Source organism: Bacillus sp. L381 (genome assembly GCF_030284525.1).
GTDB classification, from domain to species: Bacteria; Bacillota; Bacilli; order Bacillales; family Bacillaceae; genus Bacillus; species Bacillus amyloliquefaciens.
The window spans coordinates 3,423,553-3,438,747 of record NZ_CP127224.1 but is presented as its reverse complement, the minus strand read 5'-3'; the positions used below and the strand labels follow the sequence as shown (position 1 = coordinate 3,438,747).

The following is a 15,195-nucleotide window of genomic DNA, read 5'->3' as shown; positions in this document are numbered from 1 at the left end:
CTGTTCATGACTGGCGTGACGCATTCATGGCAAATGCGGCGTAACAGTAAGGACGACATAAAAGACCGGCTCTTCAAAGAGAGCCGGCCTTTTTACGTTCAATGTGATTGCGCCGATGCGCTGAGGGTGAATAATTCTTCAAGCTCCTCAGATGACAGCTCGGTTATCCAATTCTCACTTTGGATAATCTGATCGTTCAGCGTTTGTTTCGTTTCGAGCATGGTGTCAATTTTTTCTTCAATCGTTCCCGTCGTAATTAATTTGTGAACGTGGACGAACCGCTCCTGGCCGATTCGGTAGGCGCGGTCGGTCGCCTGGTTTTCCACCGCCGGATTCCACCATCTGTCATAGTGAATGACGTGATTGGCAGCCGTGAGGTTCAGGCCGGTTCCGCCCGCTTTCAGTGACAAAATCAAGGTCGGGTATTCTTTCTTCTGGAACCGCTCCACGAGAGAATCGCGTTCCTGCTTGGACAGGCTTCCGTTTAAAAACTGAACCGGTTCTCCGAATGTTTTTTCCAGAAGGCGTTTCATCATGTTGCCCATCTGAATGTATTGGGTAAATATGAGGCAGCTTTCTCCCTGGCCGCGGATCACCGCCATTAAGTCAAGCAGCTTTTCCAGTTTGACTGATCTCCCGTTTAACAGCTCTGTCTGTTCTTCCTTTAAATAGAGCGCGGGATGGTCGCATATTTGCTTCAACCGGCCGAGCATGCTCAGAATCAGCGCTTTCCGCTGCATGCCGGTCAGAGAAGCCATATGTTCAAATGTATCTTTGACAAGTTGCTCATAAAGGGATGCCTGTTCGGCCGAGAGCGGGATGAACTCTTTTTCTTCAAGCTTGTCAGGGAGATTAAGCGCCACGTCTTCATCCCGTTTTGTCCGGCGCAGTAAAAACGGCCGGATTAACTGCTGAAGCTGGCTGATTCTTTTTTCGTCCCGGTCCTTTTCAATCGGCAGCACATAGCGTTTATGAAAGCCCGTCAGACTGCCGAGATAGCCTTTGTTCATAAAATCAAAGATCGACCAAAGCTCTGTCAGGCGGTTTTCCATCGGTGTTCCGCTCAGCGCGATATGATGCACGCCTTTCAGCTTTCTGATCGCGCGGGACTGTTTCGTATGCGCGTTTTTAATATTTTGCGCTTCATCAAGGCAGATGGTGCTCCAAGTCACGGAAGAAAGCTCTTCCTGATCGGCGTGTGAGAGTCCGTAAGAAGTAAGCACGACATCCGCGTCCTGATAGGCGGGGACAAATGCTTCTTCCTTCGGCCGGCGGGGGCCGTAATGGAGCACGGCCTTCAGCTGCGGCGCAAAGGTCTGGAGCTCACGCTGCCAGTTGCCGAGCACCGATGTCGGCGCAATGATTAAGGCAGGCGCTTTTTGCCGTCCGCTTTCTTTCACATGGAGAAAATAGGCGATCATCTGAATCGTCTTTCCAAGACCCATGTCATCTGCGAGACAGGCGCCGAAGCCGTTCTCCCGTAAAAACAGAAGCCAGTTCATGCCGTAAATCTGATAAGGACGGAGCGTGCCTTGAAAAGCGGCGCTGACTTCATGCTCCGGCAGGTCCCGGGCGTCCGCCAGTTTGCGGATCAGGCTTCTGAGCTGTTTTGATAATTCGATCTTGATCCCGGCAAATGCCGATGAGTCAATGATGTCCGTGTCCTCGCCGCCATCTTCATTCTGATCCATCAGCTCACGCGCCAATACATCGGACATATGAAGGCCTTCTGATTCCGCTTTTTCCATCAGTTTTTTCATCTGTTTAATAAATTGCGGATCAATTTTCACCCATTGACCGCGGATGTTGACGAGACGCCTGTTGTTTGCGACAAGCTCATTGAATTCATCCTCTGTCAGCTCAATTCCGTTTGTGGCGAATCTCCAGTTGAAATCAAGCAGGGCGTTCATGCCGACGAAGGACTCGCCCCGCGGTGAGGAAGACACTTTCGCCTTGAGCATCATATTGCTGTCCCGGACAATCTGCCACCATGATGGGAGAAGAATCTCAACGCCCATATCGACAAGGGTCTCACTCGCTTCCGATAAGAAGATCCATGCCTCTTCTTCAGAAATCAGCGTCGTTCCCGAATCAAACGAAAGCCAGGGAACCGTTCTGCGGAAGCGGTCCTGCTCACGCGCGATTTTTCCGCTGTATGCCTGCCACGCTTTTTTCAGTCCTTTCAGTCCGTCGAAAAAGGTGATGGCGCCGGTTTTTTTCTCGCGTAAAAACATTTCGATTTTCCAGTCGTCGCCATCGAAATCAGGCTCGTTTAATCGCAGGCCGACGGTAAACGGCGTCAGATCGTCATGCCAGCCGATTCCTTCGAGAAAATCATCTTCATCCAAAAAGGAGCCTTTAAATGTATGAACGGCCGGCGAACGGGTTTCGATATGCTGCCATTTCTCCCGCAGGTCATCATTGTACTGAATGTAGTCTTGTACCGCGGCCGAGAACCAGTCTGCCGTAAATCCTTCCAGCAAAAGTTCGCGGTCTTTGAAGCGCAGGACGCCATTTTGCCAAGCGTCATAATCCGGAAGAAAATCGCCGTCGGCAATAAATTCGTATATCGTCGAAGCCGCTTCAATTAATGGCTCCGTTTCCTTTGTCAGCTGCACGGTGCTGAATGAATTGAACGAGTTTTTTCCGAGCAGCTCGACGGTCATCCACGGGCTGAGCAGAACGGCCGGGGTGCCGATGAAGCTGACGTCTTCAAGAAACGTTCCGTAAAAGGTGGACTCATGCCATTGGAACAAATGAGTCTTCATCTGACTGAGAGTGAGCGGCTGCTCTTTCTCATCATGGCTTGACAGCGTAAATGTCCAATCTTCCATTTGTTCTACATGAATGAAAATTTCCTTAAGACTCGCCATCAATCAACTTTCCTTTCTGCAATTCTTCTTGAAGGGCGCGCAGCCTCTTGTAGCTTGCGCTCAGCTGGCTGATATACCGCTCCCATACCTGCTGTTTTTTTGCCTTTTTATACAGCGTCCGCAGTTTTTTCAAATGCCGCGCAGCCTCTTTATAGGCGCTGCGGTTTTTTTGGTCGATAAAAAAGGCCGCAGCCCGGTGATAGGAGGGAATGAGGGCTTCCGGATCGCTGGCGGCAATTTCTTTCAGGATGTCCTTTTCGATTTCCCAGACGGAAAAACCGACGAGGCTGTGAATCTCCACCCATTCCGCGTACCGCCGTTTTTCGTACAGATACTGGCTGTATTCAGTAAAGGTATAGGGAAGGCAGCCGGAAGCAAACCGTTCAAACAGCTGATCATCGCGTGAGTGCCGCGCATAATCTGCCAGCAGCACAAACAGTTCTCCGATAATGTCGCGCATTTCTTTAAACGGCTTATCAAGCTTCGTATAGGTCACGGCAAGAGGTTCGATGTGACCATACCATGTCTTCAGCCGTTTCCAGTCTTTTTTCGCGGTGAGCTCACCGAGCCATTGAAAGGTATACGGCAGCGCTTCAGGAGGGAAGCGGGACATATCTTCAAAGACCGCTGTATCATCTTTTTGCAAAAAGGCCAAATGAAGCCGTCCGAACCGCAATTCCGGCGAAAAACGGCGTCCGCTTTCCTGTGCGAGAATCTCCTGTTCACGCGCGATCCATTTCGGCCGGTTCAAAAGCGCGCTCCACATTTCGCCGAATACCCGGAGGCGTTCGTATTGAAAAAGCTCTTCTTTCAACAGCAGCCTGCGGAGCACCGGGGGCGTCCGGTCCAAAAAGGGATCAAGCGAGAAAGACAACGCGTACGTTTTCAGTCTGTCAATGGAGGAGTAAATCGTATCCATCAGCTGTTCCACATATGGATTGATGCTGTAATAATCTTTTTCGGCATCCAATCTGCCTGACTCAATCAACGTAAACATGTGAAGCCAGACGGCAAGCGCCGAATGAATCTGATATAAGCTTTTAAGCTCAGGTTTTTTCGGGGCGTGTTTTTTGAGCGCTGACAAATAGCCGTAATAAAGCCCCTGCATCGTCTGGCTTCCGGCCGGCGTCCGCGCCTCCCACAGCGAGAATTCCGAATCAAAAAAAGCGAGCCAGCTTGACAGCGACTCTTCATTCGGCAGCACTTTTTCCTGAAACTGCCGGCGGACAAGCTCCCTGCTTTCCTCAAGCTTTTCTCTTTCAAGCCAATGCTCGGTAAAGGAACCGACCCGGTCAAATTGGGCATATACGTAAAGAAAAACGGCCAGCACGTGGCGGCAGATCGTCTCAGACGGGCATGCGCAGCCGCTTTTCACCATGAAAAATAAGTTCAGCGTGACCCTTACAGGCACAACATCCTGCACATACGCGGAAATCTCTGTCGGGGTTTGAACCTGTATACGATAGACGGAATCCTGCCGATATAAAATGAGTGCCTTCTTCATCAGCTGAACATTGTCTTCATTGTAAGGAAGAAGTTCTTTAAGCTGTTCAGCCGCTGCGAGCACATCTTCTTTAGCAATCATATTCTGAAGCATGATTATCGCTCCTAACGAGTCACAAAATAAAAAGATTCCAATTCCTCTATTATATCGCAACACATGATTCGGAAAAAGTTTTTCCTAAAAAAGGACATAAAAACCCGAGTGTGTCGAATGATGTATTAGAGATTGCAAAACAGCACCCGACAGCATATAATAATCTTGTTTTCAATTTAATGGAAGCCGAAAGGAAACGAATGATGAAGAAAACGAAGTTAGATCAAGAGGAGTTTCTGAAGATTTTAATGCATGCGCACGACATCGGTGAGCAGTCCTCTGAGATGACCACAAAAGAAATGCTTGAGAATTTGATTTCTCATATTAAAAATGGATATGCAACATAAAATCCCGCGGGCTCTTTACCGCGGGATTTTTTATTGCTCCTGTAAAACCAGTGTATAAAACGCTTACAAAAATAAACCGGAAGTGTTTGTCTATTTTTGTCGAATATTGTCATTTGAAAAGGTTAGAAATGACAGTTCAAAGCTGTATAATCGTAATTGGAAAAGTTCATTGGAGGGAATAGGAATCGATATGGAGGTTATATGGGAGAATCTACAAGCATAAAGGAAATATTCGCAATACTGAGAAAGCGTCTGCTGTTTATACTTATCATTACCGCGGCGGCGGCTGCCGCAGGCGGACTCATCAGTTTCTTCGCTCTTACGCCGGTCTATGAAAACTCAACTCAAATTTTGGTCAGTCAATCCAAAAACAACCAAAAAGAAGTCCAATTCAATGACGTTCAAACCAACCTCCAATTAATCAACACGTATAATGTCATCATCAAAAGCCCGGTCATTCTCGACGAAGTAATTAAACAGCTGAAACTGTCAATGACTTCGAAAGAACTGGAATCGAAAATCACGGTATCCAGCGAGCAGGATTCACAAGTCGTGACAATCGCCGTGCGGGATACGGATGCAAAGCGGGCGGCCGTTATGGCAAATGCGGTTGCAGCCGTTTTTCAGGACAAGATCACAACCATCATGAATGTGGATAATGTCAGCATCCTTTCAAAGGCCGAAGCGGCGGACAGCCCGTCACCCGTAGAGCCTAACCGTAAGCTGAATATCGCGATTGCGTTTGCCGCCGGACTTTTGGGCGGGATCGGTCTCGCCTTTTTGCTGGAACACTTGGATAATACGATCAAATCGGAAGAACAGCTGGAATCGGTACTCGGCATCCCGATCTTGGGAACGGTTACTTCAATCAGCACAAAAGACAGCCTCGCTAAAGGCGTGAGGATGGCAGAAACAAAACAAGCGGGAGGCGGACATGTTGACGCGTAAAAAAGACAAATTTGCAAAACGAAGCGTGATTACGATGTCAGAGCCGAAGTCCATTAACTCAGAACAATATCGTACGATCCGCACAAACATTGAGTTTTCTTCCGTTGATACGGAGGTGAAGTCTCTTTTGATCACATCCGCCGGTCCGGAAGAAGGAAAATCGACTACCGCAGCCAATCTTGCCGTCGTATTTGCCCAGCAGGGGAAAAAAGTGCTTTTAATTGATGCGGATCTGCGCAAACCGACGGTTCATTTCTCCTTCAAATTGGATAACGGAACCGGCTTAACGTCGCTGCTGGTAAAACAGATTCCGTTTCAGAAAGCCGTTCTGCCGGCTGATGAAGCCAATCTGGATATTTTAACGAGCGGGCCGATCCCACCCAATCCGGCGGAGCTTTTATCGACGGATGCCATGAAGGGGCTTCTGTCAGAAGCAACCGACGCTTATGATAAGGTGATTTTGGACACGCCCCCCGTATTGGCCGTAGCCGATACGAAAATATTAGGCAGCTATACTGACGGGGCCATTATGGTGATCTCAAGCGGGAAAACGGACAAGGAAAAAGCGGCCAAAGCGAAAGAAGCGCTCGATTACTGCCCGTGCAAACTCCTTGGGGCCGTCATGAACGGGAAGAGACAAACGAAACATTCGGACTACGCTTATTATAGACAATAATGTCATAATGGGCGCGGTCCATTCTTTTTAAGGAGGGACTGTAATATGATAGATATCCATTGTCACATCCTTCCTTCCATAGACGACGGCGCGGCGGATGATACAGAAAGCCTCAAGATGGCGAGAGAAGCGGTCAGACAGGGGATTGATACGATCATCGCGACGCCGCATCACATGAAATACCGCTATGACACTGACCGGCATACGATCAAAGAAGCCGTCAGACTGTTAAACAAACGTTTGAATAAGGAAGGCGTTCCGCTGACCGTTCTGCCCGGCCAGGAAATCAGAACAGACGGAGATCTGCTGGCAGGTCTTCAAAATGGCTCGCTTGTCCCGCTCCATGATACAAAGTATGTGCTGGCGGAGTTTCCGGCGGATCATGTCCCGGCCTACGCTGAAAGGTTATTTTATGAACTGCAGCTGAACGGATATGTCCCCGTCATCGCCCATCCGGAGCGGAACAGAGAAATCCGCGAAAACCCATCCGTCCTTTACAGTCTCGTGAAGAAAGGCGCGGCTGCCCAAGTGACGGCCGGCTGCATTGCCGGGGCATTCGGGCGGAAAGCGAAGTCCTTTTCGCTGCAGCTTATTGAAGCGAATTTGATCCACTTTCTCGCATCTGACGCCCATAATCTCGGATCGAGAAATTTTTATTATCAGGAGGCGCTCGGCGTTCTGAAAAAAGAAGCCGGGGCGGAGCTGATTTACATGCTTACGGAAAACGCGGCGCTTCTCGTTGAAAACAAAGCTGTTTATAAGGAACCTCCGCTGCCTGTGGCCCGGCGTAAGCGCTGGGGTCTTTTTTAATCGTCGTCTCCATCCCGTTTAAATGAGGCGTAAGCGGCTGTTTTGCAAGATGATCTTTTTATGCTTATGCTATTATCAGCGGCCGGCGCCGTTTTCCTTTCAAATCCGCAGGCTTCCGGCATTCTGCCGGCGCCGGGGTCATATGATAATAACGGTAAGCTGCCCAGCAGCAATTTCTAAACGGTTGGGGGAACACGATGAAAATAACAGTGATCGGAACAGGCTACGTCGGTCTTGTGACAGGAGTGTCTCTTTCAGAAATCGGCCATGACGTAACATGCATAGATATTGACGAACGTAAGGTTGAGCAGATGAGAAAGGGAATGTCCCCTATCTTTGAACCGGGTCTTGAAGATATGATGAAACGAAATATCGGCCGGTATCGGCTGGCCTTTGAAACGAGCTACGAAAAAGGACTTGCGGAAGCAGACGTTATCTTTATAGCGGTCGGAACGCCGCAAAAAGAAGACGGGCACGCAAACCTTACCTATATTGAAAATGTCGCCGAAATGATTGCCGAACATATTTCAAAAGATGTGATCGTCGTGACAAAAAGCACGGTTCCCGTAGGAACGAATGACAGGATCAGCGAGGTTATTCATTCACGGCTGAAGGCGGACGTGAACATTTCGATCGCCTCGAATCCGGAATTTCTGCGTGAAGGTTCGGCGATTCACGATACTTTTCACGGTGACCGCATCGTGATCGGGACTGAGGACCGGCAAACGCGGGAAACGCTTGACCGGGTTTTCGCGCCGCTTGCGATTCCGGTTTATCATACGGATATCAGAAGCGCTGAGATGATCAAATATGCGTCAAACGCTTTTTTAGCGGCAAAAATCAGTTTTATTAATGAAATTTCTCATATATGTGAAAAAGTCGGTGCGGATGTGGAATCAGTCGCACACGGAATGGGATTGGATAAACGGATCGGCAATCAATTCTTAAGAGCCGGCATCGGCTACGGCGGATCCTGCTTTCCGAAAGATACAAACGCCCTCGTGCAGATCGCCGGACATGTGGAGCATGATTTTGAATTGCTGAAGTCCGTCATTAAAGTTAACAATAACCAGCAGTCTATGCTGGTTGATAAAGTGCTGAATCGTCTCGGCGGTGTCACGGGAAAAACCATAGCCTTATTAGGGCTGTCTTTTAAGCCGAATACGGATGATATGCGGGATGCGCCGTCCATTGTCATTGCGGATCGTCTGGCTGCTTTTGACGCCCGGATTACAGCGTACGATCCGATCGCTTCATTCCGGGCTTCCGAGCTGCTTCCGGATACGGTGTCTTATCGGGACTCCATAGAAGCAGCCGTCAGAGGAGCGGATGCCGTCCTGATTTTGACAGACTGGGAACATATTAAGCATTTTCCGCTTGAAGCCTACAAAGAGCTGATGGAAACCCCGGTTATTTTCGACGGGAGAAACTGCCACTCGCTTGAGGAAGCGGAACAGGCGGGCGTGGAATATATCTCAATCGGAAGAAGAGCCGTCGTGCCTCAGACTGATTCTGTCACTTAAAAGGCCGGCAATCCGCGCCGGCCTTTTATCATGCGGTTATTTAGAAACGAAGGGGGCATCAATCGTGGAAAAAACATGGCAATTGCCGAAACAAATGGAATCATCCCGCGGCCTGCTGGAACCGTCATCGAGGCCTTTTATCAAACTGCACGTCAAAAAAGCTGAAACGGGACGGTATGACAGTAAAATCGCCGGAGATCCCTATTTTCCGAAACATGAGCCGTATCCTGAAGATGAAAGCGGCAGGCCGATGAAGCTCCTCGCCCAGATCAATTTTGCGGACATGCCCGGACTGCCTGATTTTCCGGATACCGGTATTCTTCAGTTTTACATATCGGTCAGTGATGACGTATACGGTCTGAATTTTGACGACGGATGCGCGCAAACGGGTTTCTGTGTCAAATATTTTGAGCACGTGACAGAGCAAGAAGCAGAGCTCATGGATGATTTTTCTTTCGTTCAGGTTGACGATGAGTACGATTTTCCGATTCAATCAGAAGCGCTGATCACCCCTGAGCTGTCTGCTGAATGGGTGCTCCCGTCTGATTTTCAATTCAGGCAGTATGCCGGGATGGATGCCTTCGACTATTTCGAGCAGTTTGACGACGAGGTGTATGACGAATATACGGCGAACGCATTCGGCCATAAAATAAGCGGATATGCGTCCTTTACCCAGGAGGATCCGCGGTCTTATTCTCATCAGGACCATACGATTCTGCTGCTGCAAATTGATTCAGACGATGATATTGATTCGATGTGGGGAGATGTCGGAATCGCCAATTTCTTTATCAGACCGGAAGACTTGAAGAAAAAAGATTTCTCAAATGTTTTGTACAACTGGGACTGCAGTTAACCGAACATTTTGATCATCATACACGGCAAAGGAGACGGTTAAATCTGTCTCCTTTTTTTAGGGAATTTATCATGGATATATAGAGGAGATCTGTGAATGGATATGCCGGTTATGTGAGTCTTTTGGCGTTAATGATGAGCGCTCCAGCTGTTGAAAATAAGTCATTTAACCTATTTAAGCCGCTTTCTGTCTATTTTAAAATATAATATATGGAAATATAGTATGGAAAAGTCTGTGCTTTTTGTACGACTTTTTGCGTAAGACGAGGTGAAAACAGATGAGCCATTCAACCACATTAAGCCATATTAACAGCACAATCAGCCATAAACTGGGCGAGATCGAACACCAAATTGAAAAATTAAAAGAAGCGAAGAGAGAGATAGAATCTCTGCAGGAAGAGGGCATGTCTGAAATTAAAGACATCCTCAGACCGCACTTGGATCATCATTGGACCGGCACTTTCGCAGAAGAATTTGATGACCGGCGCGATCAGGCCCATACAGAAGCATACAGAATCGTCACAGATAAATACGACGGGTATATGTATCGAATCGGCTTGAAGATGACACAGCTTGAAATTGAAAAAGGAGGGCTCCTTGCCGCCAGAAGCATCGCGAGAGAGGCAGAACACCTGCTGACGCTTGGAGAAGAAGCCCTTGACGCGGTAGGAGACAAAATACAATCAATCAAAAGAAGCTGGAGTTGGTTTTAATGGAAATAAAACTCAAATACGGAGCCGTCATGAAGCAGCTTGAATCCGTCAGCAGCGCTTTGGAGGCCGTTTCTATCGGGAGCGCCGGTTCAAACGGAAAAAACAGACTCGACTATACCTCCAAGTATGAATCCCGCGAGGCAAAGCTTGTCTCCATGATCAGCGAATATAAGCAAGCCGTTCATAAGAATATCGCGGACGTAAAAGACAACGTAGACTCCCTGAAAGAACAGGACGAGGCGATCGCCGTAAAATAACGAAAGAAAGGACTTGCCGATGAGCAAAGTGTTTGAATCACAATCGTTAACGGATGAAGCAGACAAGAGAAAGAAACAATACGAAGCTCTTGAAGAGCAGCTGCATGCGCTCAAACAATCCTTTCAAGGAATGGCTGATCTCGGCGATGCTTTGAAAGGGAAAGGCGCAGACAATATAAAGGATTTCTTTCAGGGGCAAGCGGAAATCGCCGACAGCTGGCTGACGCTTGTCTCTGCTCAAATTGCGTTTTTAAATGGCATTTCAGGTGACATAAAAGATCAAAAACTGAGTGATTCATATGTGGAGACTTCATTTTTGGAGCACGAGCTGGCCAACGCAGACTTGAAAGCTTCAGAGATTGTCTCCGCTCATAAAGCAGAAATCGATTCGATTTTGTCAAGCATCAGCGATATTATTCATCTCGACACGTATTCACTTGATGCCTACGCGGATAAAATGGGCGATGCCCAGAAAACCAGACGTGACACGATCACGGCAGTCGATAAGCTTGATGAATCCCTGAGCACTGAATATCAAAACTTAGAATCCCTGGACAACGCAGTGCTCAGCAAATATTCCGTACTTATGCAGGCCACCAGCAACGGAAAAAACGCATCCCCTATGTACTATGACAAAAAAGCCTTCCACAGCAATGAGATCTACAAAAGCGTTATTGAAACAGAAAAACAGGGAACAGCATATATCGATGCGAAAACCCAACAAGCCGAAGCAAGACAGCTTCAGGAAAAAGCTGAAGAAGAAGCCAATAAACCATGGTACGAGAAAACATGGGATGGCATCTGCAACTTTACTGGAGAAGTCACTGGCTATTATGATTATAAAAGAGCAGCAGAAGGCGTTGATCCGGTTACCGGGGAAAAACTTTCAACCGCAGAACGCGTTACAGCAGGAGCAATGGCCGCCGCCGGATTCATACCGGTCGTCGGCTGGGCAGGCCGCGCCTTCAAAGGCGGAAAAGCCATTTACAAAACCGGAAAAACTGTCATTGCCGCAGAGCATGCTTTAGACGCCTACAAAGCAGGCAAATCCCTAGACATTCTCAAAATGACAGAAATGGGCGCATACGGCCTCGTTGCCTCAAACGGATTCTCAGAAGCGGTCACAGGCAAAGATATGTTTGGAAACAAAGTATCTGAGGAGAAGCGTAAGCAAGGGGCGCTGGAAGCGGCTTTGAGCTTGGTTGGAGCGGGCAGTCTGGCCAAATCGGTTGATCATAGTGTATCAATGTATCGAAAAGTGGATAAAGGTTCGACAGTTAAAGTGAAACTATCAGATATACGACATGTCGTGAATCCGACCCATGTGAAAAAAGTAGCTCATCAAACCTATCAATCAGTTAAAAAACGATCTTTATCGGTGATAGAATCAGCTGGTGAAACCGTACGTTTTGCGAAACAGCTGATGGGAACATTCCGAAATCAGCCAGCATACGCATATGCTAAAAGCAGCTACTATACTGAGAGTTTGATTAATAAAGAAGCTGTCAAGAAAGTCGCACAGTATCCAGTTAATTACCTAAAACAAGTTGCTAAAGACCATATTCACTATATTACACAAACAGGGAAGGTATTCTATGATGCCTCGTCGAAAGTGTTTCGTACAAGCGATGGAAAATTTGCGAAAAAACCGAAAGCAGATCATGTAGAAGAGCCTAAGGTGCTGAAAGTTGAGAGGCAAAAAAACGTTCATAGTGAAGGCACTAAAGCTGCTGGTGAACTAAATAAAGACTTAGCGAAAGCATATCTCAGAGATATAGAAGCCAAAACTGGACGAAAGGTTTGTAAAGAGCAGATCGACCATATAAAAGAAGCTTTAAGAAATAATAACTATGAGAAATTAACACCAAAAGAAACAGCTAAGCATAGGAGCAAATTCACATCAAGTTTGAAAGATAGATTGATTGCAGAATGGGAAGAAAAAACCAATCAAAAGTGGCCTAGATATACAGAAGAGGTTTTTGATAAGCATGGAGAAGTCGCCCGAAGTATTGGTCAACCGTACGATGCCCATCATATCATAGAGAACAACTTTGGTGGCCCTCACGAGTGGTGGAATATTCATCCGGCAAAATATCCGGATGAACACCAAGCGGGGATACATGGAAAGGGAGCACCATCAGGAAAACTTTTTCCAAGGAGGTAAAAATAGTTCATGGCTGAATTTGGATTTATAAATCATTTAGAAAATAAAACATATAAGGTACCTGAAGAGGAAATATTAAAAGCTGAACAAAGAATGAACGTAGATATTCCAAATGATTTAAAACAATTATATTTAGAAGTCGGTTATGGTTTTATTAAAGGTGAAAGTGATAATGCAATTAATAGGATATTGGGGCCAGGGGCAGTAGCCGACATTAGACTGAGAGAAGGAATTTTTGAGTTTGACCCAGATTTAGATGAACTTTATGATGATGAAAATAAACTTATTTTTTTTGAAGTAAACGAGGGTGTTTATATTTCGATAGATTTACAATTGGAAAATAATCCAATATTTTATTTTGACACTCAAATAGCTGAATCGTTAGAGGATTTTTTTAAAAAGTTCCTCAATGATAACGAATATTTTATTGATTTAATTGAGGATTAGACTTAAAAATGGGATAGTTAGAAGAATTAATTGACCTTGATTGGCTAGTGAAGCCTTTCAAGGTTTTTTTTAAAATGAATTGTTATTTTCTATTTAAGGTGACTTAAATGTCTGTTGCGCTATGAACCTGTCACAGGAGAAAAACTCTCCACCACAGAACGCCTCACTGCAGGAGTGTGAACCGGTGAGAAAAAAAGGTGATAAGTATGATGCTCACCATATTATCGAAAACAGTTTTGAGGGAGAACATGAGTGGTGGAATATCCACCCAGCTAAGTTTCCTAATGAGTATCAATCTGATATTCATGGGACGGGTTCACCTGCTAATGAACTATTCAAGGGAGGTAAATAATTGTGAAATATGATTTTATTAAAAGTTACAAAGAGAACACATTTTATCCAGTAAGTGAGAATGAAATTTTAGAAGTAGAAAATAAGTTAGGTTTAAGGCTACCTTATGATTTGAGACAGTTTCTTCTAGAGGTGGGTTACGGCTTTCTTAAAAAATCAGAATATAATATTAACCGCATTCTTGGACCTGCTTCAATCAGAGATGCAAGATTAAAAGTTAATGACTTTGAATTTTATCCAGATATTGAAGTTTATGAGGAACTTGAAGAAGATAAAGTGATTTTCTTTGAAGCAAATGAAAGTGCTTTGTTACTAATTGAATTAGGCAATGAACAAAATAATTCAATATATTATGATGATATAAAAATTGCAGATTCATTAGAAGAGTTTTTAATAGAACTTATGAAAAATGATAAATATTATCTCGATTTAATTGAGGATTAGGTAAATTAATGGACCTTGATTGGCTGCTGAAGCCATTCTAATTTTTTTATAATAAAATGTGTTTTCAAGAAGAAAAACTAAAACGCTACAGAACAATTAACAGTTGAAGTGACTTGCCGCATATACAGCCTTTCAACACGGGATTAACATTAGGAGATGCCTTGTTTACTGTTATAATTAGAATTGCTATAGTTAAAAACTTGCCGTGTTGTCATCGGCAAGTTTTTTTACGGATAGGATAACAATTTGGAGTACAGAAGGTGGTATAACAAGTAATGAATTTTGGGAAATATTATAATCTAGTAGAAGAGGTAATTGAATTTTCAAAAACCTTCAAACCTATAAAATCAGTTAATGTATCTAATTTTACTAAAATAATTAATGATCAAAAACAGGCTGAATACTTGGCTTATGAAGAAGTATATGGAGAAGACGAATATACATGGAAAGATATAAGGGAAATTGAGATGAGTGAAGTATGGGGGCGATTTTACGAATTAGAAGATAATCAAAAGCCGGAAAATATAGACTCGTTATTAGATATTTTTTCTGAAAACATCAGAAGTGCTTCTACTGGATATAATGCCTTTTTTGAGGATATAGTAGCTGACCTAAACAATTGTGCTATTAATAGAGCAATTAATGGTAATACGAATAATTTTTTTGAAAAAGTTTTTGAAATTTATAAAGCGGGTTATTTTCCATGTGGTTGGAATGGCGATTATCCTAACGGGAATTTTATCGTCTTGAAAAAAGATTGAGAGTGGATCTCAAGAAACAAACGTCAGTCTAATGACTAATCCAAGGGCTGGCGTTTTTGTTTTAATATATACAGTTTTTAGTTCTTTAGGGAAATCTCATAGAAATATGTTGATAGAAACAGTAATAAGGAAGGATTACGAAATCTACTTATCAAAAACCTCTTCTGTATGGCTTGGCCACTTTTGATTGGTTTTTGCTTCCCATTCGGCAATCAATTAAAAATAATTATATTTTGAAGTAGAGTTATCTATTTCATTATCTTAAATCCCATAATGGAGAAGTTGCCCGAAGTATTGGTCAACAGTATGATGCCCATTATACATAGAGAACAACTTTGGAGGCCCTCATGAATGGTGTGGAATATTCATCCGGCAAAATATCCGGATGCACACCACGAGGAAATATATGGAAAGGGAGCAACATCAGGAAAG

The 15,195-nt window shown here is 45.0% G+C and carries 14 protein-coding genes and 1 pseudogene; 13 read left to right on the top strand and 2 right to left on the bottom strand.

The annotated features are described in order from the left end of the window. Positions 1-98: 98 nt before the first annotated feature. Both QRX25_RS17625 and QRX25_RS17620 read right to left on the bottom strand, forming a co-directional pair. A complete protein-coding gene (locus QRX25_RS17625; protein WP_212099598.1) occupies positions 99-2,873 on the bottom strand; it encodes a DEAD/DEAH box helicase in 2,775 nt (924 codons plus the stop codon). Continuing rightward, complete coding sequence (locus QRX25_RS17620) at positions 2,860-4,470, bottom strand: SWIM zinc finger family protein (protein ID WP_212099597.1); 1,611 nt, start codon at positions 4,468-4,470, stop codon at positions 2,860-2,862. The genes QRX25_RS17625 and QRX25_RS17620 overlap by 14 nt, the downstream gene beginning before the upstream one ends. 203 nt (positions 4,471-4,673) lie before the next feature. Between QRX25_RS17620 and QRX25_RS17615 the strand changes: the two genes are divergently transcribed. The 13 genes and pseudogenes from QRX25_RS17615 (at position 4,674) to QRX25_RS17555 (ending at position 14,763) form a co-directional block, all read left to right on the top strand. Further along, a complete protein-coding gene (locus QRX25_RS17615; RefSeq protein WP_014471134.1) occupies positions 4,674-4,817 on the top strand; it encodes a YwzD family small protein in 144 nt (47 codons plus the stop codon). Positions 4,818-5,018: 201 nt separating this feature from the next. Continuing rightward, a complete protein-coding gene (gene tkmA / locus QRX25_RS17610) occupies positions 5,019-5,765 on the top strand; it encodes a protein-tyrosine kinase activator TkmA (protein ID WP_212099596.1) in 747 nt (248 codons plus the stop codon). After that, the gene (locus QRX25_RS17605) at positions 5,752-6,441 is read left to right on the top strand and encodes a CpsD/CapB family tyrosine-protein kinase (protein ID WP_212099595.1); all 690 of its coding nucleotides are present in this window, start codon (positions 5,752-5,754) and stop codon (positions 6,439-6,441) included. Before tkmA ends, QRX25_RS17605 begins: the two co-directional genes overlap by 14 nt. A gap of 45 nt (positions 6,442-6,486) precedes the next feature. After that, entirely contained in the window at positions 6,487-7,251 is a 765-nt protein-coding gene (locus tag QRX25_RS17600) for a tyrosine-protein phosphatase (RefSeq protein ID WP_115996706.1), read from the top strand. Positions 7,252-7,448: 197 nt separating this feature from the next. Further along, complete coding sequence (locus QRX25_RS17595; protein ID WP_065982509.1) at positions 7,449-8,774, top strand: UDP-glucose dehydrogenase family protein; 1,326 nt, start codon at positions 7,449-7,451, stop codon at positions 8,772-8,774. A gap of 64 nt (positions 8,775-8,838) precedes the next feature. Then, on the top strand, positions 8,839-9,627 hold the full coding sequence (locus QRX25_RS17590) for a YwqG family protein (RefSeq protein WP_065982508.1): 789 nt from the start codon (positions 8,839-8,841) through the stop codon (positions 9,625-9,627). 277 nt (positions 9,628-9,904) lie between these two features. After that, complete coding sequence (locus QRX25_RS17585) at positions 9,905-10,339, top strand: YwqH-like family protein (RefSeq protein ID WP_065982507.1); 435 nt, start codon at positions 9,905-9,907, stop codon at positions 10,337-10,339. Next, complete coding sequence (locus QRX25_RS17580; RefSeq protein ID WP_014471125.1) at positions 10,339-10,596, top strand: YwqI/YxiC family protein; 258 nt, start codon at positions 10,339-10,341, stop codon at positions 10,594-10,596. The genes QRX25_RS17585 and QRX25_RS17580 overlap by 1 nt, the downstream gene beginning before the upstream one ends. A 19-nt stretch (positions 10,597-10,615) precedes the next feature. After that, on the top strand, positions 10,616-12,760 hold the full coding sequence (locus tag QRX25_RS17575) for a ribonuclease YeeF family protein (RefSeq protein WP_212099593.1): 2,145 nt from the start codon (positions 10,616-10,618) through the stop codon (positions 12,758-12,760). A 9-nt stretch (positions 12,761-12,769) separates the two neighbouring features. Beyond that, a complete protein-coding gene (locus tag QRX25_RS17570; protein ID WP_212099590.1) occupies positions 12,770-13,207 on the top strand; it encodes an SMI1/KNR4 family protein in 438 nt (145 codons plus the stop codon). 184 nt (positions 13,208-13,391) lie between these two features. After that, a pseudogene (locus QRX25_RS17565) lies at positions 13,392-13,559 on the top strand (WXG100 family type VII secretion target); the annotation flags it as partial. Between the two features lie 2 nt (positions 13,560-13,561). Then, positions 13,562-14,002 (top strand): SMI1/KNR4 family protein, encoded by a 441-nt coding sequence (locus tag QRX25_RS17560; RefSeq protein WP_212099587.1) that lies wholly within the window; start codon positions 13,562-13,564, stop codon positions 14,000-14,002. 275 nt (positions 14,003-14,277) lie between these two features. Next, the gene (locus tag QRX25_RS17555; RefSeq protein ID WP_212099583.1) at positions 14,278-14,763 is read left to right on the top strand and encodes a hypothetical protein; all 486 of its coding nucleotides are present in this window, start codon (positions 14,278-14,280) and stop codon (positions 14,761-14,763) included. The last annotated feature ends 432 nt before the right edge of the window (positions 14,764-15,195 follow it).